We start from the raw sequence: 24,119 nt of genomic DNA, 5'->3' as shown, positions 1-24,119 counted from the left end.
CCTCAAGGGGCGCCGCCGGCAGGCGGCGCCCCGGTACCGGCTCAGTGTGCCACTGGCGTGAACTGCACCGGCAGCGACGTCAGACCGCGCATCCAGATGGACGGCCGCCACGTCAACTCGTGCGGCTCCACCGCGAGCACCAGGTCCGGCAGCCGCTCCAGGAGCGTCTCGACCGCGGTCCTCGCGATGACGTCGGCGAGCAGCGGAGCCGGGTACGGGCAGCGGTGCTCGCCGTGGCTGAAGGAGAGATGCGCGGAGTTCTCCGGGCCGACATGCGACTCGGGCCAGATCTGCGGGTCGGTGTTGGCCGCGGCGAGGCCGAGCACCAGACAGTCGCCCGCCCGGATCTGCCGACCGCCGAGCTGGGTGTCGCGCACCGCCCAGCGGCCGATGAAGTTCTGCGTGGGCGTGTCCAGCCACAACACCTCGTTGAGCGCCTCGCCCACGCTCAGCCGCCCGCCGGACACGTTGAGCGCGAAACGCTCGTCGGTCAGCATCAACCGCAGGGTGTTGCAGATCCAGTTGGCCGTCGGCTGCTGCGCCGCCGCGATGATGGAGATCAGGTCCTGGACGATCTCCTCGTCGGTGAGGCCCGCCGAGTGCGTCAGCATCCGCGAGGTGACGTCCGCGCCGGGCTTCTCGCGCTTCTCCTTCACCAGGAGCTGGATCCGCTCCCCGACGCGCGTGTAGGCCGCCACGGGGTCGTCGCCCTCATGCGCGTCCAGCGAGATCCGCAGGTCGTCCACGAGCTGCTGCGTGTCCGTGCCCTCGTGCGGCATGCCGCACATCTGCACCGCGGCCACCATGGGCAGCGCGTGCGCGTACGCGTCCATCAGCTCGGCCTGGCCGCTGCCGGCGAACTCGGCGATCAGCCGGTCGGCGATCCGGGCGCTGTCCCTGGCGAGTTCGAACTGGTCGACCCCCTCCAGGGCCTCCGTGATCACCCCGGCCCGCCTGCGGTGCTCCTCGCCCTCGGCGAACAGGACCGAGGGCTGGTAGCCGACGAACGGCAGCAGCGGCCAGTCGGCGGGGATGTTCTCCCACTGGTTCCAGCGCCGCGAGTCACGGGCGAACAGATCGTCGTGCCCGGTCACATAGCTGACCTCGGAGTAGCCGAGCACCAGCCACGCGGGCACGTCGCCGTCGAGGAGCACCGGCGCCACCGCGCCGTGCTCCCTGCGCAGGCTGCGGTAGAGCTGCGACGGCGTCTGCTGGTACTCCAGACCGCCCAGGCGCACCGCGCCCGTACCCGCGTGTGCCGGGCACCCGGGCGGCGGGCTCTGCTCGAAGGGGGATCCGGTCGGCTCGGTCACGTCGTCATCTCCTGGGCCATGGCCAGTGCGTAGAGGTGGTCCACGAGGGTGATCAGGACGTCCTTGCCCGACGACCTGACCCGTGCGTCGCAGTCGATCAGCGGCACGTGGTCGGGCAGCGCGAGCGCCTGCCGGATCTCCTCCAGCGAATGCGTCGAGGTGTCGTCGTCGAACCGGTTGACGGCCACCACGAACGGGGTCTTGTGGTGTTCGAGCCGGTCGATGGCGTACCAGGAGTCGTCCATCCGCCGGGTGTCGACCAGGACGACCGCCCCGAGCGTGCCGGAGAAGAGCCGGTCCCACAGGAACCAGAAACGCTCCTGCCCGGGAGCGCCGAACAGGTAGAGCACCACACGCTCGTTGAGGCTGATCCGGCCGAAGTCGAACGCCACGGTCGTCGTGGTCTTGGCGGCCACGTCGGCCGTCTCGTCGACGCCGACACCGGCCTGCGTCATCACCTCTTCGGTGTTCAGCGGACGGATCTCGCTGACCGAGCGGACCAGCGTGGTCTTGCCGACCCCGAAGCCGCCCACGACGACGATCTTCAGGCCGGTCTCGGCAGTGTCGGACAGCGGCGTCCGGGAGGGCAGCTCAGATGTTGCGGAGCCCATGGAGCACCTCCTTGAGAAGGGCGGAATCGGGGATCGAGGCGGCCGAGCCGGCCGCGCGGGGGTGGCGGGCGGTGATCCGGCCCATCGCGAGCAGGTCACCGAGGAGGATCCGCACCACCGTGATCGGCAGCTTCATCTCCGCCGCGATCTCCACCACGGCCGTCGGATGCCGGCACAGTTCGAGGATCCGTACGTGCTCCGACTGCATCCCCGCGGTGGGCTCGCACTCGCTCACCACCAGCGTGACCAGGTCGAACGAATCGTCGTCGGCGCGGCTGCGACCGCCGGTGACCGTGTAGAGCCGGTCCGGATCACCGATGTCCACGGGCCTGCGCGGCGTCACGAGGAGCCGCTGCCTTCGGTCTGGGCGCGCGGCTCGGCGCGCAGGTGCTCACCGATCTGTTCGACCAGTTCGGTCATCTGATGCCCCACCACTCCGGGATCGGCGTTCTCCTCGGCCACCACCGCCAGGTGCGCTCCCTGGCCGGCCTCGACGATGAAGAGCAGTCCGCCGTGGAACTCGGTCATGGAGTGCCGGACGCCGCCGGTCCCGTCGCCGAACTCCATGGAGGCGCCCTGGGCGAGCGCCTGGATACCGGAGCAGATCGCCGCCAGCTGATCAGCCTGGTCGAGCGTCAGATGCTCGCTCCAGCACAGCTTCAGGCCGTCCCGGGAGAGCACCAGGGCGTGCCGCGTTCCGGGGGTGCGCTTCAGGAGGCTCTGCAGGAGCCAGGTCAGGCTGTTGTCAGTGGTCTGCATGGTAGGCGGGGCGAGATGCGCGGGTCGTCCGGTCACCTGCCCGTCCCTCCAATCTCACGAATTACGAGCGGGGAAGGGGGCGCCAGAGCCCGGGCGCCGTGCGGGTGGCTTCGGTCTACTCGGCGGGCGGCGGCCCGGAATCGGCGGGGGACTCGGGCGCCGCGGGGGAGCCGGGCACGTCGCCCGCCGCCCGCCGCCCGCGGTGGAAGGCACCGAAACGGGACCCGGCGTCGCGCGGCGGCAACCCCGCGTCGCCGGAGAGAGCCCCGGATCCGGCCGCGGCGTCGGACGCCGCCCTGCGCTGCTCGCGCTCACGCTCCGCCTCGGCCATGGTGCGCCCCGGGGCGCGCACGGGCAGGCCGTTGGGCGTGGCGGCGGCGGGGCGGGCAGGCTCCGGCAGGGGCTGCGCCTGAGCGGCGCCCGCGGGCTGCGCGGGGGCGGCGGGCTGCTCCGGGGCTACGGGGAGCTCCGCGGCGGCCGGTGCGGGGGCCGTCGGGAGCGGCGCGGGCGCCGGCTCGACGTTGCGCGGGGCGAGCTGCTGCGGAGCGGGGTCGCGCTGCTGGGCCAGGAGCTGCGGGGGCAGCAGCACCACGACGCCCGTGCCGCCGCGCGAGGACGGACGGAAGTTGACGCTCATGCCGTACTTCGCGGCGAGACGCCCGACCACCGCGAGACCGAGGCGGGTGCCCTGCAGCGAGGCCAGGTCCGTGATGTGCCCGGAGACCGACTCCTCGGCGCGGCGCATCGCCGCGTCGGCCATCTTCAGGCCGCTGTCCTCGATCGTCACGACGATCCCGGCGCTGCGCTCCTCCACATAGACGTGCACCTCGTCGATGGGCGGGGAGAAGTTCGCCGCGTTGTCCATGAGTTCGGCGAGGACGTGCATGACGCCCTCGGCGGCGAAACCGGCGATGGCCACCGTCGTCGAGCAGTGCAGCCGCACCCGCTGGTACGCGGAGATCCGGCCCACCGCACCCCGCAGGATGCTCTCCATGACGATCGGCTTGTTCCAGGCACGGCTGGAACGGCCGCCCATCAGCAGGGCGAGACGGTCGGTCATGAGACCCAGCTGGGAGGTGCTGTGGTCCAGGCGCAGCAGATCGCCGAAGACCTCCACGCCGTGCCGCTCCTGCATGTCCCGCAGGTCGGCGAGCATGCTCACGGACTTGGCCTGCACACGGCTCAGTGCCTTGGCCGAGGCCGCCTGTGCGGCCGCGGCGCGCCGCTCGCTGTAGGCGAGCTCGCGGACGAACAATTCGGCGGGCACGCGCAGCAGGGGGTTGCGCGGCCAGTCGAGGCCGGCGAGGACCGTGTCCGCGGAGGCGCCGTCACGCAGCCGCTCGATCGCCGTGGGCAGCGTCACCGCCGTCAGCTGGTCCAACTCCGCCGCTGCCTGCGCGAGTTGCCCCTGGGCGTGGTCGCGCCGCGAGTCGACGTCGGCCGCGTGCCGCACGGTCTCCTCCACCACGGAGGCGAACTCGTGGACGATCTGGCGCAGTTGCGGATCCGACGGCGGCGCGGTCTGCGCCAGCGTCTCACTCGCGCTGGTCCCGTCGCGCAACCGTTTCATCACGGTCGGCAGCGTGACGGTCAGCAGGTGCGCGGACTCGGCACCCTGCCGCGCGATCTGCGCCTTGAGGGCTGCGGCCTCGGCGTGGTCCGCGTCGGCGGCCCCGCGGACCCGCTTGACGTGCAGGGACGTCGTCACGAGCGCGATCGCCAGACACAGCCAGCCGGCCAGGACCGAGGCCACCGTCCAGACCCGGGCGTTCTCCGGTGCCATGACGCCCGCCACGGCACCGGCCACGGCGGTCACCACCAGCACGACCACGGGCAGGGTCGACGCGGGCCGGCGCGCCTTCGCTATTCGGTGCGGGCTGGGGGGAGCAGGCACGGGCATTCAGCGGTCCCTCGGTCCTTGAGTGCAGGTAAGCAACGAGCCGACCGATGTACGCATCGGTCGCGGGCCCGGCGGAAACGTCGAAGGGGACGGCGATCTTCCGGACCACACTCCGCGCCATGCTAGCCACCTCGCGAGGCGCGCAGGACAGCGAGGCGGAACAGGCCGACCCGAAGGGGCTTTCGTCGTGATCTGACCCCTCGAACATGGCACCGTGATAATGGAGTTCGACCTTGCGGCGACACTTCACGGTGCCACGTCGCGCCGACAACGGGACGGCGGCGGGTCAGTCGACCGTCGAGGTCTCCGTGATCTCGTACGCCTCGATACCCGGAGCCGCGAGGAGATCCGCGACGCAGGCCGCCGAACCGCCGACATACGTGCTCACCAGATCGACGTCACCGGCCACGCACCAGGCGCGGTCCTCGGGCCACCAGAGGTCGGGGAGCTCGGGTGCCGCCTCGTCGGGTTCGCCCCCGGGAACGGGGAACGCGGGGGAGTCGGCGTCGTCCAGCGGCCCGGAGAGCAGGATCTCGTGACGGCCCGGTGTGCGGAACACGGGATACCCGTCCCAGTTGTACTGGCCGTACCCCTCCCAGAGTCCGTACCAGCAGCGCTCGGGGGTGCCGGTGTGCCCGGCCAGCACGGAGATCAGGGCGCGGGCCACACCTGCGGGGGTCGGGCCCTCGTCGGGGTGCTCGTCCCAGACACCGGGGACGGCCGGGGCGTCCTCGTTGCGGTAGAGAAGCCGGTCATCCCCGAGGCCGATCAGCTCGTGCCAGCGCGTCCCCGCCGACACCGAACGGCCGTACGAGGCGGCCACCTCGTCCCACCGCACCGGTTTCGTGCCGAGCCAGGCCGGGTGCAGGATCCGCGCGTACGCGTCGAAGCCGGGGGCGCAGACTCCCGCGACCGTGCCGAACCCGTCGTCGTGGGGCGGGCGTTGCTCCAGCCAGCGGGCCGGCGAGAGGTCGTGCCGCTCGACGCGGAGACGGCCGTAGGCGGACGGGGGCTGGCACTGGTCGACGAGGCGCATGCCCCCAGTGTCGCCTGTGCCGTGACGTCCCACGGCCCACACACGCAGGCCGATTGAGGCGGACGGGGCGGGGCACTCGGACAGCCGTGGGGCGGCCGACTGAGCGGCCGCCCGTCTCCATTGCGATCCACGCCGACTTGATGCCGACCGAAGAGGGACCCCATGGGTGTGAAGAAGACCGCCGTCGTCGTCCTTGACTGCGCGAAGCCCGAAGAGCTCGCGGAGTTCTACGCGGGCCTGCTCGGAGGCACGGCCGGCATGGGCACCGATCCCGACTACGTCGAGGTGTCCGACGCGCAGGGCCTGCGCATGGCGATCCACCGCGACTACGGCTACGCGCCTCCGAGCTGGCCGCGCCCCGAGGACTCCCAGCAGGCGCACCTCAGGATTCTGGTGGACCGCGGCGACATCGACGAGGCGGAGCGCGAGGCCGTCGGCCTGGGCGCCCGGCCCGTGGACACCAAGGACAACTCCGGCCCCCGGGACACCCGGACCTACAGCGACCCGGCAGGGCACTCGTTCACCCTTGCCGTGTCCGCCGAGCCCAGGGTGTCCCGCTGAGCGCGGTGAGTCCCGCTCAGCCGGAGGGCTCGTCCGGCACCGGCTGGTCCGGGCGCACGCCGCCCGAGTGCGGCGCACCGCGCCGGCCGGTGCCCGCCTCGTCCGTGTCCGGTACGTCGTCGTCGGCGTCCGGGGCATTGCCCGTGGTGGCCGCGTCGTCGTCCGGCTCCCAGTGGTCCTCCTCGTCCGACGCCTGCTGATCGGGCAGATCCCTCGGCACGGGCGTCTCGTCCTCACCCCGGGTCTCGGGCAGTTCCTCGCTCACGGCATTCCCTCCAGTCCTGGTCACCGAGCCCCGCGCGGTCGCACGGCGGCTTCCACTGCGCAGGCGCGGCTACCCGCCGCACCCGCGTCAACACCTCGTACTGCTTCACGGTGGCCCGTTGCGGGCGGGCCGGCCACGCGAGGGGGGCCGGTTGCCGGGCCGCGGCCGGATTCCGCTGAGCGCGGGCGGCCTCAGTCCATGTCGTAGTGGAAGGCGGGAAACGGCACGTCGCGGACCGTCTGGTACCAGGCGGTCTCTGCCTCCTGCGGGTTCGCCTGCGCGGCCAGGGCCATGGCCTGCCAGGCATTCGATTCGAGGGTCTGGAGTCCCTGCTGCCGCGCGAACTCGATGCCCCGTACGAGTGCGACAACGGCGTCCCCCACCCGGTCGGCGAGGCGGTAGCACTCACCAAGCATCATCAGTGCCGAACTCAGGCGCCCGTTCTCTCCGGGGGAGAGCCTGGTCGAGGCGGCGTAGAGCCGGGTCGCGGTCTCGGCGAGTACCACGGCTGCCTGCGTCTGATCATTGTCGGTGAGCCGGACGGTCAGGGCGATCAGCTTGTCCCCGAACGCCCCGAGCATCTCGCCGTCGAGGTCATCGGCGAGTCCGTTGCAGAGTTCCGCGAACTCCACCATCTCCTCGAGGACGTACTGCTGCCCGGACGACTCCTCCGCCATGTTGAACTGCATGTAGAGCGCGCCTGCCATGTCCCGCCGCCACTCGACCGCAGCCCGGCCGGAAGCCTCACGCAACACGGCGACCAGTTCACGGGCGTATGGCAGGGCCTCGTCGTACCGCTCGGCCTCTGCCAGCCGTCGCACCGCGTCGTTGAGGGTCCGCAGCAGATCGGCACGCTCGTCCTCGGACCTGTCCACACGAGCGCGCCGCAGCACGATCAGCTCCTCGATCGCTCTCAGCGCCCCGGCCGAGTCGCCCGCCGCGTCCAGGTGATCGGCCAGCGTCGTCAAAGCCTCTGTGAAGTAGGGCTCGTAGAGGTCCCTGTCTACTTTGCTGAGGTTGCGGTAAAGGCTGACGGCCTCGTCCGCCTGTCTCAGGTCGCGCGGTTCGCCGGTGCCATGGTCCATGACCATGTGCATCGACTTCTCCGTACCCGATGAGCCGACGACCGGCAGATGCGTGGTCATCACGAGCACCGGCAGGTAGACCCAGGGCTTGGACTCCCGCAGATGACCGTAGAGCCGCGTGACCAGCATGGTCGACCGCATGAGCCGGTCCGAGTCGTCACCGGGAGTCCTGATGTAGAGCGACATGACGCTGCGCACCGCTGACACGAAGCGGTGGAGGTAGGCGGCCGGGTTGCCGCGGGTCAGCGTCTCGTAGACTTCGACCGCCTCGTACGCGGCTGACGTGGCCGTCGGATCGCCCGCCGACCTGCGAAAGGCGATCAGATTGTGCAGGGAGAGCGCGAGACCGGCCAGATGGATGTCCGGGCGTGCCTCTGCCAGTTCGCGGCGGACGGCCACCACATGCTCGCCCTCGGCCAACGCCTCGTCGTGACGACCGGCCGCGCGCAGCGCCATGGCCAGGTTCGCCTGCCATCTGGCCCGATCGGCGCGCAGGCCGTCGATGTCGGCCCGCGTGGTGTGTGTCTCGGCTTGTGCCGCGGCGATGAGCTGACCGTACGTGTCCGTGACCCATTCGAGGTGGCGTACCGCGTCCTCGGGCTGACCCGCCTCCATGACCCGCAGGCCGAGCGTACCGATCGCGCGCAGCAAGGATTCGATGGGCAGGTCGGCGTCTTCCAGAGAGTTGAGTGTCTCGAAGGCTTGCTGAGCGCGCCGGGCTGCTTCCTCGGCGCGTCCATTCGCCGCCAGCTCCGCCGTCAACGCCTGGAACGCTCCGGCGAGTTCGCGTCGGTGTTCAGGTCGGTCGGCAGGCAGTACCTCCCGTATCGCTACGGCATCCTCCAGGTTCCGCAGCGCGAGCCCGCGCCGGCCGACACCCTCGAGTCGCGCAGCCTCGTCCTGCAGCGCCTCGGCCAGACGGCGGCGGTTCGGCTCCGAGTCGTCGGCCGCCACCGCGCCGCGCCAGTGAGCGGTGACGTCCGCGAGAATTTCGGCGGCGAAGTGCGCGAGCCGCTGGCTGTGGAGGGGGATCGCGTCGGCGAGCCGGGCGAGTTGCGCGGGCCCGAGCTGTGCGCGTTCGAGCCCGGTCAGCGCGTCGAGCAGCGGACCCGGATTCTCGGTCTCGGCGACCACCCGTACTGCTTCCGGCAGGTTCTCTCCCAGAGCGGGCACCAGGGCCCGCAACCGGTCGTCGACGTCTGGCTGGTGCAGACCGGCCCGGGCGAGCACGGTGAGTCCCCTGCGTACCTGCTGGGGCGCACACCGCTCCATGAGGGGCCCGAGCAGGTTCGCGCCCTTGCGCAGCACGTCTGCCACCAGGTACTCGGCGAGCAGGTCCGGCTGCAGCGAACCCCAGTAGACCGTGGACTCCCCGCTCGGCGCGGGATACAGGTCCTTCAGCCAGAGGCGGATGCGCAGCTGCTGATCCTCATCCGTCGCGGAAAGACCGGGCAGCGCGGCGAGCAGCCGCTCCGCCTGCGGTTCGTCGGTCGCGCCGTACAGCGCCGCGGCGGCAACGGCCCGGCGCTGGGTGCGCTCGTGCACCGTGATGCCCGAAACCCTTGCCGCCAAGCTCCAGTACGGCTCTTCGTGCTCCAGGATCACCGCCTCGGCGCGGCGGGCTCCGACGTCGCGCTCGGGCTCCAGCAGGGCTGCGAGCGCCTCCATATGGACGGCGAGCGCCGCGTCGTATCGCTCATGCCGCAGATCGGGCGGTTCCAGCGCCGGGCGCCGCCAGTCAGGCAGGGCCGTCTCCAGTCGTACGGCAAAGTCTTCCCAGGCGTCCTCGAAGAGCTGCCGTCTGCCCTCCGCCGAGCGCTCCAGCGGGGCCAGTTCCGCCACCTCGGCGGCCCGCAACACCTCTCTGACCCCATTGGCCTGGCGGAGGACCTGTTCCCACCAGTCGCCCGCGGAACGTGACACGAGAAGCAGCCTGAGTCGCACCCCGCTCTCGGCCGAGATCATGGCCTCGACGAGTTCTTCGATGTGCCCGACAGGCCGTTCGTCCGTGCGGCGCGGCCTGGTCTCCGCGTAGTCGACGACCAGGAGCGTGGGCCGGGCTGCCCGCTTGATCAATCCGGCGACAGCCGCGCTGTCAGCGGCGCGCGTCGCGTCAAGGAAACCGCAGGTCCACTCGCTGCCCAGACGCGTCATCAGCTCCAGCGCGAGCCGGGTCTTGCCCTGTCCACCCGGCCCGGTGAGCATGCGTGTCGGCGAACCTGTCTCCTCGCCGCACCAGGCCACGAGCTGCCGGAGTTCGTCCTCCCGTCCGTGGAAACGAGCGGCTCTGCTCTCGGCGCGCAACAGAGACGCGGGAGAGAACGAACCGGTGGGAGGGTGCTTGGGCCTGCCGAGGAAGGTGCTGAACTCCACCGATTCGACGGACGGACTGCTGCCGAGTGCCGCGCGAAAGCCCCGGTCGGCGGCGACCAGTGCACCGACCGGACGGCAGACCAGACGACTGTCGCCCGCGGTCCCGGTCGCGAGAACCACTGCGGTCACCAGGCCGTGGCTCAGCACTGCGGCGCCCGACATGCCCTTCCACGACTCGCGGCCCAGGGCATGGTCCGGCCGTACGAAGAGGTATCCGGCCCGCGGACCGGTGCCGGGAACGATGCTGCCCGGCATCCGCTCCAGGTCCCTGACCAAAGTCCCGGGTGTCTCCGTCCCGTACGACTGGACGGCGGCGAACCCCGTGAACTCGCACCGCACGTCCGTCGCCAGGGTGGTCAACCGTCCCCAGCGGACGCCCGGACCCGGCCCGTCCGTCGATTCCGTGAGTGGGCGCGCCGTCCTCAGAAGGGCCACGTCGTCGGCGTCGGTGCCGCCAGGTCCCGGCCAGACGACCGTGGCCTCGCACCAGTCCCCGCCTGCCGCGGAGCGCACGGTGATGCCCTCGCGGTTGCGCACGGCCCGGGGAGCCTCCCGGAAGATCCGGTCCGTGCCGCGTACCCCGTCGGCGACCACGTGCAGTGCGGTGAGCACGAGGCGCGGACCCACCAGGTAACCCGAGCCGTAGCCGCCGGCGCACCACACCTCCACGACCCGGCCGTTGATCACGCCCGATTACCTGGGGGGCCCGGTGACCGAGGAGTCGGAGATGTGCGGCGGCGCACCGCTCTCCGTGTCCCTGGGCTTGAGCACGAGCTTGACGCGATGCGCGGTGGCAGTCGAACTCCCCTGGCTGCCGCCCGCCCCGATGACCCAGACCTTGACGTTTCCTTCGCGCCGGTCGTCCTCGGTCACCGAGACAGAGAACTCCAACTCAATGTCGCCGAGCTCGAATTGGACCCGTTGTCCCATGGATCTGCTCATCGAATCCGCGAGTTGGTCACGGATCGCGTCGACGACCGTGGTCAGCTCCAGTCCCGGCATGGCACTCCCTGCCCTCGTGGGTGATCGGCCGCCGACCACCGTGCTCCACCCCGGCGACGCCGTCAAGGGCGCCAGTACAGGGCCGGGTCGGGGTGGTCGGTGAAGCCGAGGGCTCGGTAGAGGGGGGCGCCCTCGGGGGAGGCGTACAAGTCCACGCGGGTCACCTCGCGTTCCCTGAACCAGTCGAGCAGAGCCCCCATCAGCGCGCGGCTGTGGCCCCGCCGCCGGTGGGACGGGTCCGTGACCACGCCGATCACCAGGCCGACCCGGCCGTTGCGCAGATGCGGGCCCGGCAGCCGCTGCTCGACCGAGCCGATGACGCAGGCGGCCAGGCCTTTCCCGTTCCCGGCGCTCCCGTCGGCGTCCACGACGAGGATCCGCATGCATTCCGTGGCCATGTGGTCCTCAAGGACCGTGGCCAGGTCGTTCTGCCAGCCGGTGTCTCCCGAGGGCGGGCTGAAGTATGCGCCGCCGAGGTTCTCGAACAGCAGAGCCCGCAGACGTACGAGTTCGGTTATGTCGTCGTACGTCGCCGGGCGCGCTGCCGGGCTGGTGGATGGGCGTGCGGGGGCGCCGTTCTCGGTGTGTCGTGACATGGCGATCAGCCTGATGTAATGGTCTTGTGCACCTCAACCCTTACGGCGAGGAGGTCGTGAATCTGGCCGCCGACCTCGCCAACCGGCGCCCGCAGACCGCCGGTGAACTCGCGGACCGCTGCCGCGCGGCCGGGCTCGTCCTGGAGCGCCCCGTCACGCCGGGAGACCTCGACCGCGCGCGCTGGACCGGTGGGAGAAGGTCGTCGACGCCGTCGAGGAGGACGAGCGTGTCGAACTGCTCAATCAGATGCTGGCGGCATCCGCCGCCCACCCGCGCCTGACCGACCACGCGGGCTCGGGCTGGCACCTGCACTATCGCGAGGAACAGCAGCCGCTCGGCGCCCTGCTGCATCAACTGATCTCCGTGGGCACGGCGCTGCACCTGTCCGGTCGGGGGATGCACCGGCTCCGGCGGTGTGCCGTGACCGAGTGCGTCACGATCTTCGCCGACACCTCACGCACCGGGCGGCAGCGTTACTGCTCCCAGCGGTGTGCCAACCGGGACGCGGTCCGCAGGCACCGGGCGCGGAGCCCGCGGGACTGAATCCGCGCTCAAATGCCGCGAGCGGGGCCTGTTTTCCGGGCGGACTTCTGGTATTCACTCCTGGGATCGGTCGCCGCCCGCGCGCTCACGTTCGCTGCGTGTCGACGCGCGTTCCGAGCGCTCCGTGCCTGCGCCCGCAGGTTCGCCCATGTGCCGGCAGGTGCGCCCATGTGCCCGCAGGTGTACCTACGCGATCCGGGAGTCCCCGTGGCCCTTGCCCGCCGCCCCTTCAGAGCTGCCGCGAAGGCGTCGGTGGTCGCCGTCGCCGCCGCGGGACTCCTCGCCCCCGGCGTCGTCGTCGACCGCTACGGGACCAGCGCGGCGGCAGCGTCTCCGCCTGCCGTCGCCCCAACTGCCCCCGTCCCCGCGCCGATCGCCGACTGGCCGCACGAGCGTCTCGCCTCCGGCGTCGATCTGTACCAGGGGACCATCTCGGGGCGTCCCGGCGCCGACCACTGGACGGTGACCGTGCGTGCGAACGGCGCGCATCTTGCCGCCGAGCGGGACGCGCGGGCGCTCGCGGAGAAGGTGCGCGGGGCCGGGTTCGGCGCGCGTGCCGAGGCGGTCACGTGGCCGCGGGGCTCCGACCGGCACGGGGTGGTCGGGGCGCGGGTGCGGGTGGGGGAGTACGGCACGCGAGCCGAGGCCGACTCCGCGCGCAAAGCCCTGGCCGACGCAGGGTTCGACGCGGTGAGCGAGTGGACCGGCGCCGACGGTCTGCCCGGCACCGGAGTGGCCCGTGTCAAGGTGGCCGTCGTCGATCCGAAGCGCCACGGCGGCGCGATGAAGGGCACGTACGGCACGGGTGTCGCGGGCCGCGAGACGGTGAGCTCCATGGCCGCGGGCGACGACGCCCTGCTCGGTGTCAACGCGGGCTTCTTCGTTATGGAGGGCAAGGACGGCGTGCCGGGCGCGGCGGCCGGAATCGCCGCGTACGAAGGCGAGTTGCAGAGCGCGGCGACCGGCGGCCGGATCGCCGCGGTGCTGCGCGGCGACGGCCTGCGCCCCGAGTTCAAGAAGCTCAGGACGGACCTCCGGGTCCGCGCGGGGTCGGCCTCCGCGGTCGTGGACGGCATCAACCGCGTGCCGGGTCTGATCCGCAACTGCGGCGGTGTCGGCGGCGATTCCCCGACCGAACGCCCGCAGCACGACGTGACCTGCACCGACCCCGACGAGATCGTGAGGTTCACCGACGAGCTCGGCGCTGACACCCCGGCGGGCGAGGGGGTGGAGGCGGTGCTCGACGCGAGCGGGCACGTACGGGAGGTGCGTGCGCGCGGGGGCGCGGTGCCGGATGGCGGCAGCGTCCTCGCCGGCATCGGTACGGGCGCCACCTGGCTGCGTACGCACGCGAAGCCGGGCGCCACGCTGGACGTGGACCAGCGGATTCTCGACGAACGGGGCCGGAAGCTGAGGCTGGGCCCGCAGGACGACATCGTCAACGGTGGCCCCGAGCTGGTGCGCGGCGGCAAGGTCGCGGTCAACTACGGCGCCGACGGCATCGTGCGCGCCGGTGACCCTTCCTTCGCCTACACCTGGGGAATCAAGCGCAACCCGCGCATGCTCCTGGGCGTCGACCGGCAGGGACGCCTGCTCCTGGTGGGCGCGGACGGCAGGCAGCCCGGTCTGAGCGACGGCCTCGGCCTGGGCGAGGCGGCGGACCTGATGAAATCACTGGGCGCGGTGCACGCCATGGCCCTGGACGGCGGCGGCTCCGTCACGATGACGGTGAACGGCAAGACGATCAACTCGCCCTCGGACGGCACCGAACGCCCGGTGGGCGACGCGCTGTTGCTCACACGCTGACGGGGAGGCGGCGGGGACCGCGGACCAAAAGGCCCGGCCGGTAGGGAAGTTGTACCGGATCGGCCGTCAGGTGGAGCGTGGGGAAGGCCGCCAGGAGCCGGGGGAGTGCGATCGTCGCCTCCAGGCGGGCGAGTCGTGAGCCGACGCAGAAGTGGGGCCCGTGGCCGAAGGCGGCGTGCGGCGCGGTACGGGTGCCTTCGGGCGTCGGCGTCGGCGTCGGCGTCTCGTCCGGAAGGTGGCGGCCGGGGCGGAAGGCGTCCGGGTCGGGGAAATGGCGTGGGTCGCGGTTGGCTGCGGCGAGTACGGCGAGGACGGAGGCGCCCGCGGGTATGACCACGCCCTCGCCGAGGTCCACCTCCTCGGTCGTGTGCCGCCAGGTCGTGCCCTCCAGCGGGCTGGCGTGGCGGAGCGTCTCCTCGACGACGGCGGGCCAGCGCGCGGGATCGCGGCGGGCTGCCGCCAGCTCCTCGGGGTGGGTGAGCAGCAGCAGCGACGCCGATGCCAGCAGGTTCATCGTGGTCTCGTAACCCGCGAAGAGGAGGAGGAACGCCATGGCGAGCAGCTCCCCGTCGTCCAGGCTGCCGTCCTGGCCGGAGCCGGAGCCGGACCCGGACCCGGACCCGGACCCGGACCCGGACCCGGAGCCTGCGTCCTGGGTCAGCGTGCTGAACAGGTCCGGGCCGGGCGTCCGCCGCTTCCGGGCGATGAGCTCGGTGAAATAGCCGTACAGACCGGTCCACGCCTCGTCCACCGCCCCCGGCTCCAGCGCGTCGGCGGGCGAGCCGACCCGGTAGGTCCAGTCCCGCAGATCCGCGCGGTCGGCCTCCGGCACCCCGAGCACCTCGCCGATCACGAGGACGGGCAGCGGAAAGGCGAAGGCGTCCACGAGGTCCACGCCGCCCTCCCGCCGCATCTGCCGTTCCATCCCCCGCAGGAGCCCGGTGGTCAGCTCCTCGATCCGGGGCCGCAGCGCGTCCACGCGGCGCGGGGCGAACGCAGCGGTGGTCAGGCGGCGCAGCCGGGTGTGGTCGGGGGCGTCGGAGTTGAGCATGTGCCGGGCCAGGCAGGCGCGGGCGTGCTGCGCGGGCGAGTCCTCCTTCGGTCGTCCGGCGTCCCGAGGGGGCACGTTCGAGAAGCGGGGGTCGGCGAGGACGGCCCGCGTCCGCTCGTACCCGGTGACGAGCCAGGCGTACGTCCCGTTGGCGAGCGGGACCCGCGCGGCGGGCCCCTGGTCGCGCAGGCGGGCGTAGTAGGGAAACGGGTCGCGTGCGAAGGCGGGGTCGGCGGGGTCCAGTTGAGCGATCATCCGCTCATCCTCGCCGCGCGGGCTCGGCCGCGAAGGCCCGGTGACCGCCAGGAACAGCGGACCGGACCTTGTGGGAACCGGACAGCAACCATCCGTGGAGGCGGTTGCCACGGAGCGTGACGGGGGCTACGTCCTGTGACGCCCGCAATGCGGGGCCGCTTCGTGGAAGCGGGCGATCACGAGATATCTTGATGTCGAGCAATGTTGCAGACGTGGAGCGGAGCACCCGGTGACTGACTCGACCATCATCTACACCCAGACCGACGAGGCCCCGGCCCTCGCGACCTATTCGTTCTTGCCGGTGGTCAGGGCCTACGCCTCGACGGCCGGGGTCGCCGTGGAGAGCCGTGACATCTCCCTGGCGGGGCGCATCATCGCTCTCTTCCCCGAGTTCCTCGAGGAGAGCCAGCGCATCGAAGACGCCCTCGCCGAGCTGGGCGAGCTGGCCAAGACGCCCGGCGCGAACATCATCAAGCTGCCGAACATCTCGGCCTCGACCCCGCAGCTGAAGGCGGCCGTCGCCGAGCTGCAGTCGCAGGGCTACGCGCTGCCGAACTACCCGGAGGACCCGAAGACCGACGCGGAGAAGGACATCCGCGCCCGGTACGACAAGGTCAAGGGCAGCGCCGTCAACCCGGTCCTGCGCGAGGGCAACTCCGACCGCCGCGCCCCCGCCTCGGTGAAGAACTACGCCAAGGCGCACCCGCACCGCATGGGCGCCTGGACGGCCGACTCGAAGACGAACGTCGCCACCATGGGCGTCGACGACTTCCGCTCCACCGAGAAGTCGGTGACCGTCGCCGAGGCCGACACGCTGCGCATCGAGTTCACCGGCGAGGACGGCAGCACCACCGTGCTGCGCGAGTCCGTACCGGTCCTCGCGGGCGAGGTCGTCGACACCTCCGTCATGCGCGTGGGTCCGCTGCGCGAGTTCCTCACCGCGCAGATCGCCAAGGCCAAGGCCGACGGCGTGCTGTTCTCCGTGCACCTCAAGGCCACGATGATGAAGGTCTCCGACCCGATCATCTTCGGCCACGTCGTGCGCGCCTTCTTCCCGAAGACGTTCGCCGCGTACGGCGAGGCGCTGGCCGGCGCGGGCCTGAGCCCGAACGACGGTCTGGGCGGCATCCTCAACGGCCTTGCCGCGCTTCCCGAGGGCGAGCAGATCAAGGCGTCCTTCGAGGCCGAGCTCGCCGAGGGCCCGGAGCTCGCGATGGTCGACTCCTCCAAGGGCATCACGAACCTGCACGTGCCCTCCGACGTCATCGTCGACGCCTCGATGCCCGCGATGATCCGCACCTCCGGCCACATGTGGGGCCCGGACGACGGCGAGCACGACACCCTCGCGGTGCTGCCCGACTCCAGCTACGCCGGCGTGTACCAGGTCGTCATCGACGACTGCCGCGCCCACGGCGCCTTCGACCCGGCGACGATGGGCTCGGTGCCCAACGTCGGCCTCATGGCGCAGAAGGCCGAGGAGTACGGCAGCCACGACAAGACCTTCGAGCTCGCCGCGTCCGGCACGGTGCGCGTGCTGAACAAGGCCGGCGACGTCGTCCTGGAGCAGGCCGTCTCCACCGGTGACATCTTCCGGATGTGCCAGGCCAAGGACGCCCCGATCCGCGACTGGGTCAAGCTGGCCGTCAACCGCGCCCGCGCGACCGGCTCGCCGGCCGTGTTCTGGCTCGACGAGACCCGCGCGCACGACGCGCAGCTCATCGAGAAGGTCAAGGCGTACCTGCCCGAGCACGACACCGACGGTCTGCAGATCGAGATCATGTCGCCGGTGGACGCGACCGCGTTCTCCCTGGAGCGCATCCGTCGCGGCGAGGACACCATCTCGGTGACCGGCAACGTGCTCCGTGACTACCTCACGGACCTGTTCCCGATCCTGGAGCTCGGCACCAGCGCCAAGATGCTCTCCATCGTTCCGCTCATGAACGGCGGCGGCCTCTTCGAGACGGGCGCGGGCGGCTCCGCCCCCAAGCACGTCCAGCAGCTGGTCCGCGAGAACTACCTGCGCTGGGACAGCCTGGGCGAGTTCCTCGCCCTGGCCTCCAGCTTCGAGCACCTCGCGCAGACCACGGACAACGCCAGCGCCCAGGTCCTGGCCGACACCCTCGACCGCGCGACGGCGACGTTCCTGGAGAAGGACAAGTCGCCGACCCGTCGCCTCGGCGGCATCGACAACCGCGGCAGCCACTTCTACCTGGCCATGTACTGGGCCCAGGAGCTGGCCAAGCAGACCGCGGACGCGCAGCTCGCGGAGTCGTTCGCCCCGCTGGCCAAGACGCTGGTGGAGCAGGAGCAGACCATCGTCGACGAGCTGAACGGCGTCCAGGGCTCGCCCGCGGACATCGGCGGCTACTACCAGCCCGACGAGACGAAGGCCGCATCGGTGATGCGCCCGTCGGCCACCCTGAACAAGGCGCTGGCTCTGCTCGGCTGAGCACACAGTGCCTGACAGAGTCCCGCCCCGGCAGCACCATCGCTGCCGGGGCGGAGCCATGTCCGGTACTCCGTGTCGCTGCCATTCCCTATTTCTGCAACGCGTTCTACTGTGTCCGCCGTCAAGCCCGAGCGTCGGGAGCCAGCGGAAGCAGGAGGGGTCGTGCACCTCGAATACACGCCTGAGCAGCGGCAGTTGCGTACCGAGCTGCGGTCGTACTTCGCCGAGCTGGTGCCCGACAACGCGTACGCGCGCTACGCCGATCCCGCCACGCAGAAGCGGTTCTACCGGGAGACCATCCGGCGGCTCGGCGGGGACGGGTGGCTCGGTGTCGGGTGGCCCGAGGAGTACGGCGGCCGTGGGCTCTCGCCGATGGAGCAGTTCATCTTCTTCGACGAGGCCGCGCAGGCAGGTGTGCCGCTGCCGTTGATGGCGTTGAACACCGTCGGGCCGACCCTGATGCAGTTCGGCACGGAGGAGCAGAAGGCGTACTTCCTGCCGAAGATCCTCTCCGGTGAGCTCGACTTCGCGATCGGCTACAGCGAGCCGGACGCGGGCACCGACCTGGCCGCCCTGAAGACCAAGGCGGTCCGCGAGGGCGATGAGTATGTCGTCGACGGGCGGAAGATCTGGACCACCAACGGCGACACCGCCGACTGGGTCTGGCTCGCCGTCCGCACCGACCCGGACGCCCCGCCCCACAAGGGCATCACCATGCTCCTCGTGCCGACGAGCGACCCCGGCTACTCCTGCACCCTCATCAACACCCTCGCCTCGCACGACACCACGGCGAGCTACTACGAGAACATCCGCGTCCCCGTCTCGCGCCGCGTGGGCGAGGAGAACAAGGGTTGGCGGCTCATCACCAACCAGCTCAACCACGAACGCGTCACGCTCGCCGCGCACGGCACCATGGCCATCCGCGCCTTCCACAACGTGCAGCGCTGGGCGGCCGACACCAAGCTCGCCGACGGCCGCCGCGTGATCGACCTGGGCTGGGTCCGTCAGCGCCTGGCCAGGACGCACACCAAGCTGGACGCGATGAAGCTCCTCAACTGGCAGATGGTGAACGCCGTCCAGGAGGGCACCCTCACCCCCCAGGACGCCTCCGCCGTGAAGGTGTACGGCTCCGAGGCGCGCAGGGACGCGTACGCCTGGCTCATGGAAGTGGTCGGCTCGGCGGGATCGCTCAAGGAGGGCTCCGCGGGCGCCGTGCTCCACGGCGAGCTCGAACGCGGCTACCGCAGCGCCGTCATCTTCACCTTCGGCGGCGGCAACAACGAGATCCAGCGCGAGATCATCTCCTGGATCGGCCTGGGGATGCCACGGGTGCGCCGCTGACGCCGTGCCCCGGGGATCAGGTGCTGCTCAGGTCGTCGAGCAGTGCGATGGTGACGGTGATGCTCTTGCCCGACTCCTCCTGTCGCGTCTCGAAGGCCTGGGCCACGGCCAGCACGATCTCCAGTCCGTGCTGGCCCACCCGGCCCGCGTCGGCGGGGCGGGCCTGCGGCAGGACCGGCAGGGAGTCGCGCACCACCACTTCGATCGCCTCGCCGGTGATCCGCAGGTTCACCAGGACGGGCCCGGGGGCGTACTTGAGGGCGTTGGTCACCAACTCGCTGATGACCAACTGCGTCAGGTCCGTCGCGCGCCGCGAGACGGGGAAACCGTGGTCGGCGCGCATCCGGGCGAGGAACCCGGCGGCCAGCTGCCGTGCCCGGGCGATGCACGAGACGGTCCCGTCCAGCTCGAAGGCGAACGTCGTGGCCTTCGTGAACTCCGCAGTCTCCGCGGCCGGTTCGTCCGGCGGCTTGCCGTCGTCACACACGGCGTGGCTCGCAGATCATTCGCCCCATGGATCCGTTCCCGATCGTGCCGGCACGTCCTCCGGGTGTACGTTACCGTCGGCCCGACACACGAGGCTCCAAATGTGCAAGCATCGTCAGCATGGCTGAGGAACGAATGGCTGGCAGCGAACGAGCCCGGCGGACCGAGCAGTTCTCGGTCCTCGCCACGCCTCTCGGCGACGTCACGGTCCTGACGGTCGCCGGTGAGATCGATCTGGACACCAGTGCTGACATACGCCGGGCGCTCGCGGCCGTCGCGGCGCCCCGTCCGCGCGTGGTGGTGGACCTGCGACGCGTCACCTTCATCGACTCCAGCGCCATCAACGTCTTCATCGCCGCCCACCGGGACCTCACCGGGGCCGGCGGCTGGCTGCGTCTCGCCGGCCCCGCGGAGTCCGTGACCCGGACCCTGGAGATCGTCGGCATCGACACCTGCATCGACATCCTCCCCACCCTCGGCGAAGCCCTCGACAAGTGACCGCGCCATCGCCTCATCGGCCCTGTCCTGCCTGATCAGCGCAGATCCGCGGCGAGCAACGCGATGTCGTCGTCCTTCCCTCTCCCGAATCTGTCCAGGAGATGGTCGCTGAGGTCCTGCAGTCCGGGCGGGCCGGCCGTGACCGCCTCCATGAAGGCGGTGAGCGTGACGCTCAGGGAGATGTTGCGCACCTCGACCAGTCCGTCGGTGACGAGCAGCAGCCGGGTGCCCGGCGGGGTGGCCAAGGCCGTCGGGGCCGGATGGGGCGCACGCAGTCCGAGGATCGGTCCGTGGGGAGTGTGGAACCGGGCGTGGCCGTCCGGGCCGACCACGAGCGGCGGGATGTGGCCGGCGTTGGCGACCTGCAGACGCCGGCCCCCTGGTTCGACGAGGGCCAGACAGAGGGTGGCCGTCACGGTCGGCTGCGAGTGGGCCAGCAGTGTTTCGAGACGGCCGAGGATCTGCTGGGGCGGGTGCCCTTCGATGGCGTAGGCGCGCAGCGCGTGACGCAACTCGCCCATCACGGTGGCCGCCCTCAGCGAGTGGCCGAGCACGTCGCCTATCGCCAGCAACAGGCCCCCGGCGGTGGGGATCGCCTCGTAGAAGTCCCCGCCGATCTCCGCGTTCTCGGAGGCGGGCAGATAGCGGAAGGCCAGGTCGATGCCGTCGACCGTGGGAAGGTCGCTCGGCAGGAAGGAGCGTTGCAGCGCCAGGGCGAGCGTGTGTTCCTCGTTGTAGGTGCGCAGCGCTTCCAGCGACAGCGCGCAGGCGTGGGCCAGCTGTTGGAGCAGATGCTCGTCATCCGTTCCGGTGAGCGCGTCGGCGGGGACGGCGAGGCAGACAGGAGGGCGCCCGCGCTTGGTCCGTGCCACCGCCATGGCGATCTGCCCGCCCTCCAAATGGTCCGCGTGCAGCAATGCCTGCCACTGACCCCGTGGGACCTGGGCGATCGTCGCACCGGTCCCGTCGCCCAGGCTCTGCTGGAGCAGCCGGTCGAGCACGTCCGGCCGTGCCGCATGCGTCCGGATCGTCGCCGCCGGGCCCTCGCTCGTGCTGTGGACCGCTTGCCCCTCGGGCGAGAGGAAGACCGCGCTGGCCGGGGACGACAGCAGTCGGGCGGTGCCCCCGGTGGCCGCCGAGGCGAAGGAGTGGAAGCCGATCGCGCTGTAGACGGACATGGTCGCATCGTTGAGGGTGAGGAGCCGCTCGGCGAGTTGCTCCGCCCGGCGCCGTGCCCTGGCGTAGCGCAGCGTGGCCGTGACCGTGGCGAGCAACTCATCCGGGTCGAGGGGCTGGTTGAGGTAGGTGTCCGCGCCTCGCCGAAGCCCTTCGGCGTGGTCCTCCGCGCTGACGGCAGACGCGGAGATGTGGATGACGGGCAGGGCGGCCGTGCCGGCGTTGCTCTTGATCTTCTCGCTCAGCTCGAACCCGCTCATGTCCGGCAGGCGCACGTCCACGATGGCGATCTCCGGCAAGGGTCTGTCCGGCGCGGCGAGATGTCTGAGGCCCTCGGCCGCGTTCTTCGCGCCGATCACCTCATGTCCCGCACGCTCCAGCCAGCTGGTGAGGAGGTACAGGTTGGTCTCGCTGTCCTCGACGACCAGGATGCTGGCGCCGTCGGCGTCCCGAGAGCTGTCGATCACTGTGCGCCTCCGCCGGCTTCCTCGCCGCGTTTGTCGGGTGTGCGAACCGGGACGAGCACGTCCACCCGTGTGCCGACCCCGAGCGTGCTGGTGAGCCTGAGTGTGCCGCCGATGAGCTCGGTGAGCGTGCGGGCGTACGGCAGTCCGAGCCCGGTGCCCGCATGCCCGCTCTGGTGGGGGCCGCGGACCTGGTAGAACTCCTCGAAGACGCGGCTGAGTTCTTCCGCCGGGATACCGACTCCCGTGTCGGTGATCGTGACGCGCAGCGACGGCGGCCGGTCTTCGTTCACGCCGACGTCCAGCCGTACTTCACCCTCGTCGGTGAACTTGCAGGCGTTGGACATCAGGTTGCGCAGGACGTGGGTGAGGAGTTTCTCGTCCGTGACCACCGTGGGCAGACCCTTCAGGTCCGGGGTGACGACAGAGACGCCCCTGCTTCCGTAGGTGCCTTCGAACGTGGCGCTCAGCTGGGTCACGAGCAGACGCAGGTCGACCGGCGCGTGCTGGACGTCGAGCAGCCCTGATTCGGCCTTGGCCACGTCGAGGAGATCGCTGACGAGGGACAGGACCGTCTGCCCCGACGCCTCGATCAACGTGATCTGCCGTCGTTGCTCCGCCGACAACGGCTCCGAACCAGGGTCGAGCAGCAGGCGGACCAGGGCGACGACGGCGTTGATCGGTGCGCGCAGTTCGTGGCTGATGTTGGTCCAGAACCGCGTCTTGGCCTCGCTGGCCTCTCGGAGCTGCCGGGACTTCTCGTCCAGTTCCGAATGCAGGGCGAGGACACCGATGTTGGTGGTCTCGAGTTCCTTGGTGAGCTCCGTGTAGAGGGCGAGCACCCCCTGGTTGGTCTCCTCCAACTCCGTGTTGAGGCGGCGCAGTTCCTCGTTGAGCCGGCGCAGTTCCTCGCGCTGGGCTCGTGTCTCCTCCAGCGTCGTGATCAGATCGCGGGTCTGGGTCCTGAGGAAGTCGGTCTCCGTGGTCGGACCGGCCTGGCCCAGGGCCTGGGTCAGCCGCTCGTCCATCTCGGCGGCCGTGAGGTGGTTCACCGGCAGCGGCTGTCGGACGGTGACGCGGCCGCCCGTCTCATGGGGTGCGAACTCGCTCACGACGAGCCGGGAGACCAGTTGCAGGGTTTCCGGTGTCGGTTTCCGGCCGGAGCCCCACTCGAACGTCACGACGAGCACGGGCTGCTCGCCGGACTCGGAACGGAAGGCGACGTTGCCGACACCGCGGCCGAGATGGTCCCGGCCCAACTCGCTGAGGGCGGTGGCCAGTCGGACCTGGTCCTGCTGCTCGAGGCCGAGGGCCGCGGCAGCCCGCTGGGCGCCGCGTCTGAGCCGGAACACGTCCTGCGCGGAGGCGAGGACGAGGGAGGCCGCCGTGTGCGGTCCGTGGCTCACGCCGCCGGCGCGTCGACCGGGGATGTGCCCGGGAGAGTCAGCAGGCACGTCCGTCCCGCCTTTCGCTGGTCACCAGGCCCCCTTTGCCACCACCACGCTGGCATCGTCGCGGCGCACGCCGGCTTCACGCAACAGCTGCCCGGCGACGACGAGCGGCGAATGGTGAAGAAGCCCGGGGAGCGCCGTGTGATCCCACCGCTCGGTGAGCCCGTCGGAGTGCATGGCCAGGGCCCCGCCTTCGGGCAGCTGCTCCTCGAACGTCCGCAGACGACGCATGTTCGCGCCGACGATCCCTGGCACCGACAGCAATGTCCTGCGGGTTTCGTGGCTGATGAGGAAGCCGCTGATGTTGCCGATGCCGCAGTACCGGACCCGTCCGTGGGCCGGTTCGATCCTGGCGACCGCCGCCGCGCCGCCCCGGGTTCCCCGAAGGGCGTGGTGGATCGCGTTCATGATGTCTTCCGGTTCGGTGGCGGACGTGTCGTGGAACGCGTTCACGGCCGCCGTACTGGCGCGGGCCGCCAGCGGGCCGTGCCCCAGGCCGTCGCACATCATGACGAGAACGGCTGGCTGATGGGGTGTTGCGCCGGCATCGGTGCCGGTGGTGCCGGTGGGGCCGGTGTCGAGCCGGGCGCTCCAGGCGTCACCGCAGGTCATCTCGCCGCTGATGGGCCGGGTGACACCGGAGACGCACGGCCGCCCGGCCGACATCGCCGCCGTCACGCCGTGGTCGTCCGCCCGCCGCGACCAGAACTGTGCCGCCATCACCGTTCCCTTGCCGGGCACGGAGTGAATGTCGAAGTGGTCGGCCAGCCTGGCCACGGCGCCGAGCCCGATGCCGAGTGTGCCGGCGCTGGAGGCTCCGTCGGCCAGCGCGGCGGACACGTCGACCATGCCGGGCCCCGAGTCGACGGTGACGAACTCCACCGCGGCTTCTTCGTCCGTGTGCAGCGTCCTGAGCAGGAGCGCTCCGTCCGTGGCGTGGCGCTGGATGTTGGTGGCGGCCTCGGTGACGGCCAGGGCGACCTCCGCGGCGCGATGCGTGTCGAGACCGATCCGGCGGGCCAGGGCGGACGCCGACCCGCGTGCCGAGGCCGACAGGGACGGACCGTCCCGGAACCAGCTCATGTCACGGCTGGCCA

Annotated in this window: 20 protein-coding genes and 1 pseudogene; 6 read left to right on the top strand and 15 right to left on the bottom strand. The window is 71.1% G+C overall.

Annotated elements, in window-relative coordinates:
• Positions 1 to 41 precede the first annotated feature (41 nt).
• From AB0I66_RS05020 to AB0I66_RS04995, 6 genes are all read right to left on the bottom strand, one after another.
• Positions 42 to 1,313: a cytochrome P450 gene (locus AB0I66_RS05020; RefSeq protein WP_363206276.1), complete on the bottom strand. Its 1,272-nt coding sequence runs from the start codon at positions 1,311 to 1,313 to the stop codon at positions 42 to 44.
• Positions 1,310 to 1,924: an ATP/GTP-binding protein gene (locus AB0I66_RS05015; protein ID WP_363206275.1), complete on the bottom strand. Its 615-nt coding sequence runs from the start codon at positions 1,922 to 1,924 to the stop codon at positions 1,310 to 1,312. The genes AB0I66_RS05020 and AB0I66_RS05015 overlap by 4 nt, the downstream gene beginning before the upstream one ends.
• On the bottom strand, positions 1,905 to 2,267 hold the full coding sequence (locus tag AB0I66_RS05010; protein WP_361840052.1) for a DUF742 domain-containing protein: 363 nt from the start codon (positions 2,265 to 2,267) through the stop codon (positions 1,905 to 1,907). The genes AB0I66_RS05015 and AB0I66_RS05010 overlap by 20 nt, the downstream gene beginning before the upstream one ends.
• The gene (locus AB0I66_RS05005; protein WP_363206274.1) at positions 2,264 to 2,683 is read right to left on the bottom strand and encodes a roadblock/LC7 domain-containing protein; all 420 of its coding nucleotides are present in this window, start codon (positions 2,681 to 2,683) and stop codon (positions 2,264 to 2,266) included. Before AB0I66_RS05005 ends, AB0I66_RS05010 begins: the two co-directional genes overlap by 4 nt.
• A gap of 115 nt (positions 2,684 to 2,798) precedes the next feature.
• Positions 2,799 to 4,583: an ATP-binding protein gene (locus AB0I66_RS05000; RefSeq protein WP_363206273.1), complete on the bottom strand. Its 1,785-nt coding sequence runs from the start codon at positions 4,581 to 4,583 to the stop codon at positions 2,799 to 2,801.
• Positions 4,584 to 4,869: 286 nt separating this feature from the next.
• Entirely contained in the window at positions 4,870 to 5,619 is a 750-nt protein-coding gene (locus tag AB0I66_RS04995; protein WP_363206272.1) for a hypothetical protein, read from the bottom strand.
• A gap of 162 nt (positions 5,620 to 5,781) precedes the next feature.
• On the opposite strand from AB0I66_RS04995, the gene AB0I66_RS04990 reads away from it, so the two are divergent.
• On the top strand, positions 5,782 to 6,180 hold the full coding sequence (locus AB0I66_RS04990) for a VOC family protein (protein ID WP_363206271.1): 399 nt from the start codon (positions 5,782 to 5,784) through the stop codon (positions 6,178 to 6,180).
• Between the two features lie 16 nt (positions 6,181 to 6,196).
• Here AB0I66_RS04990 and AB0I66_RS04985 read toward each other — a convergent pair whose 3' ends face one another.
• The 4 genes from AB0I66_RS04985 to AB0I66_RS04970 form a co-directional block, all read right to left on the bottom strand.
• Entirely contained in the window at positions 6,197 to 6,445 is a 249-nt protein-coding gene (locus tag AB0I66_RS04985; protein ID WP_363206270.1) for a hypothetical protein, read from the bottom strand.
• A gap of 191 nt (positions 6,446 to 6,636) precedes the next feature.
• Positions 6,637 to 10,590, bottom strand: a complete 3,954-nt coding sequence (locus AB0I66_RS04980) for a hypothetical protein (protein WP_363206269.1) — start codon at positions 10,588 to 10,590, stop codon at positions 6,637 to 6,639.
• A gap of 6 nt (positions 10,591 to 10,596) precedes the next feature.
• Positions 10,597 to 10,905 (bottom strand): trypco2 family protein, encoded by a 309-nt coding sequence (locus AB0I66_RS04975; RefSeq protein WP_363206268.1) that lies wholly within the window; start codon positions 10,903 to 10,905, stop codon positions 10,597 to 10,599.
• Positions 10,906 to 10,967: 62 nt separating this feature from the next.
• Positions 10,968 to 11,501: a GNAT family N-acetyltransferase gene (locus AB0I66_RS04970; RefSeq protein WP_363206267.1), complete on the bottom strand. Its 534-nt coding sequence runs from the start codon at positions 11,499 to 11,501 to the stop codon at positions 10,968 to 10,970.
• 26 nt (positions 11,502 to 11,527) lie between these two features.
• On the opposite strand from AB0I66_RS04970, the pseudogene AB0I66_RS04965 reads away from it, so the two are divergent.
• Both AB0I66_RS04965 and AB0I66_RS04960 read left to right on the top strand, forming a co-directional pair.
• A pseudogene (locus AB0I66_RS04965) lies at positions 11,528 to 12,045 on the top strand (CGNR zinc finger domain-containing protein).
• Between the two features lie 207 nt (positions 12,046 to 12,252).
• A complete protein-coding gene (locus AB0I66_RS04960) occupies positions 12,253 to 13,851 on the top strand; it encodes a phosphodiester glycosidase family protein (protein WP_363206266.1) in 1,599 nt (532 codons plus the stop codon).
• Here the strand turns inward: AB0I66_RS04960 and AB0I66_RS04955 are convergent.
• The gene (locus tag AB0I66_RS04955; protein ID WP_363206265.1) at positions 13,841 to 15,157 is read right to left on the bottom strand and encodes a cytochrome P450; all 1,317 of its coding nucleotides are present in this window, start codon (positions 15,155 to 15,157) and stop codon (positions 13,841 to 13,843) included. The two genes, AB0I66_RS04960 and AB0I66_RS04955, sit on opposite strands and share 11 nt — an antisense overlap.
• Before the next feature lie 229 nt (positions 15,158 to 15,386).
• On the opposite strand from AB0I66_RS04955, the gene AB0I66_RS04950 reads away from it, so the two are divergent.
• Positions 15,387 to 17,606 (top strand): NADP-dependent isocitrate dehydrogenase, encoded by a 2,220-nt coding sequence (locus AB0I66_RS04950; protein ID WP_363206264.1) that lies wholly within the window; start codon positions 15,387 to 15,389, stop codon positions 17,604 to 17,606.
• Between the two features lie 162 nt (positions 17,607 to 17,768).
• Positions 17,769 to 18,947 carry an acyl-CoA dehydrogenase family protein gene (locus tag AB0I66_RS04945; protein ID WP_363206263.1) on the top strand — a complete coding sequence of 393 codons (1,179 nt, stop codon included), beginning with the start codon at positions 17,769 to 17,771 and terminating at the stop codon, positions 18,945 to 18,947.
• A gap of 16 nt (positions 18,948 to 18,963) precedes the next feature.
• Here AB0I66_RS04945 and AB0I66_RS04940 read toward each other — a convergent pair whose 3' ends face one another.
• Positions 18,964 to 19,353: an ATP-binding protein gene (locus tag AB0I66_RS04940; protein WP_363206687.1), complete on the bottom strand. Its 390-nt coding sequence runs from the start codon at positions 19,351 to 19,353 to the stop codon at positions 18,964 to 18,966.
• Between the two features lie 200 nt (positions 19,354 to 19,553).
• Here AB0I66_RS04940 and AB0I66_RS04935 point away from each other — a divergent pair, with 200 nt between their 5' ends.
• A complete protein-coding gene (locus AB0I66_RS04935; RefSeq protein WP_363206262.1) occupies positions 19,554 to 19,931 on the top strand; it encodes an STAS domain-containing protein in 378 nt (125 codons plus the stop codon).
• A gap of 35 nt (positions 19,932 to 19,966) precedes the next feature.
• On the opposite strand, the gene AB0I66_RS04930 is transcribed toward AB0I66_RS04935, so the two are convergent.
• The 3 genes from AB0I66_RS04930 to AB0I66_RS04920 all read right to left on the bottom strand — a co-directional run bounded on the left by AB0I66_RS04930 (position 19,967) and on the right by AB0I66_RS04920 (position 24,105).
• On the bottom strand, positions 19,967 to 21,574 hold the full coding sequence (locus tag AB0I66_RS04930) for a fused response regulator/phosphatase (protein WP_363206261.1): 1,608 nt from the start codon (positions 21,572 to 21,574) through the stop codon (positions 19,967 to 19,969).
• Entirely contained in the window at positions 21,571 to 22,977 is a 1,407-nt protein-coding gene (locus tag AB0I66_RS04925) for a HAMP domain-containing sensor histidine kinase (RefSeq protein ID WP_363206686.1), read from the bottom strand. The genes AB0I66_RS04930 and AB0I66_RS04925 overlap by 4 nt, the downstream gene beginning before the upstream one ends.
• 69 nt (positions 22,978 to 23,046) lie before the next feature.
• Positions 23,047 to 24,105 (bottom strand): ATP-binding SpoIIE family protein phosphatase, encoded by a 1,059-nt coding sequence (locus AB0I66_RS04920; protein WP_363206260.1) that lies wholly within the window; start codon positions 24,103 to 24,105, stop codon positions 23,047 to 23,049.
• Between the last annotated feature and the right edge of the window lie 14 nt (positions 24,106 to 24,119).

Source organism: Streptomyces sp. NPDC050439, from assembly GCF_040655335.1.
Lineage (GTDB): Bacteria > Actinomycetota > Actinomycetes > Streptomycetales > Streptomycetaceae > Streptomyces.
Note: the sequence above shows the minus strand (reverse complement) of the source record. Positions and strands in the feature narration are given on the sequence as shown.

What these genes read in the sequence shown, in the direction of transcription:
- AB0I66_RS05015 (WP_363206275.1), bottom strand. Translation starts at nt 1,924, where the DNA reads ATGGGCTCCGCAACATCTGAGCTGCCCTCCCGGACGCCGCTGTCCGAC.
- AB0I66_RS05005 (WP_363206274.1), bottom strand. Translation starts at nt 2,683, where the DNA reads ATGCAGACCACTGACAACAGCCTGACCTGGCTCCTGCAGAGCCTCCTG.
- AB0I66_RS05000 (WP_363206273.1), bottom strand. Translation starts at nt 4,583, where the DNA reads ATGCCCGTGCCTGCTCCCCCCAGCCCGCACCGAATAGCGAAGGCGCGC.
- AB0I66_RS04995 (WP_363206272.1), bottom strand. Translation starts at nt 5,619, where the DNA reads ATGCGCCTCGTCGACCAGTGCCAGCCCCCGTCCGCCTACGGCCGTCTC.
- AB0I66_RS04990 (WP_363206271.1), top strand. Translation starts at nt 5,782, where the DNA reads ATGGGTGTGAAGAAGACCGCCGTCGTCGTCCTTGACTGCGCGAAGCCC.
- AB0I66_RS04975 (WP_363206268.1), bottom strand. Translation starts at nt 10,905, where the DNA reads ATGCCGGGACTGGAGCTGACCACGGTCGTCGACGCGATCCGTGACCAA.
- AB0I66_RS04970 (WP_363206267.1), bottom strand. Translation starts at nt 11,501, where the DNA reads ATGTCACGACACACCGAGAACGGCGCCCCCGCACGCCCATCCACCAGC.
- AB0I66_RS04955 (WP_363206265.1), bottom strand. Translation starts at nt 15,157, where the DNA reads ATGATCGCTCAACTGGACCCCGCCGACCCCGCCTTCGCACGCGACCCG.
- AB0I66_RS04935 (WP_363206262.1), top strand. Translation starts at nt 19,554, where the DNA reads ATGGCTGAGGAACGAATGGCTGGCAGCGAACGAGCCCGGCGGACCGAG.
- AB0I66_RS04920 (WP_363206260.1), bottom strand. Translation starts at nt 24,105, where the DNA reads ATGAGCTGGTTCCGGGACGGTCCGTCCCTGTCGGCCTCGGCACGCGGG.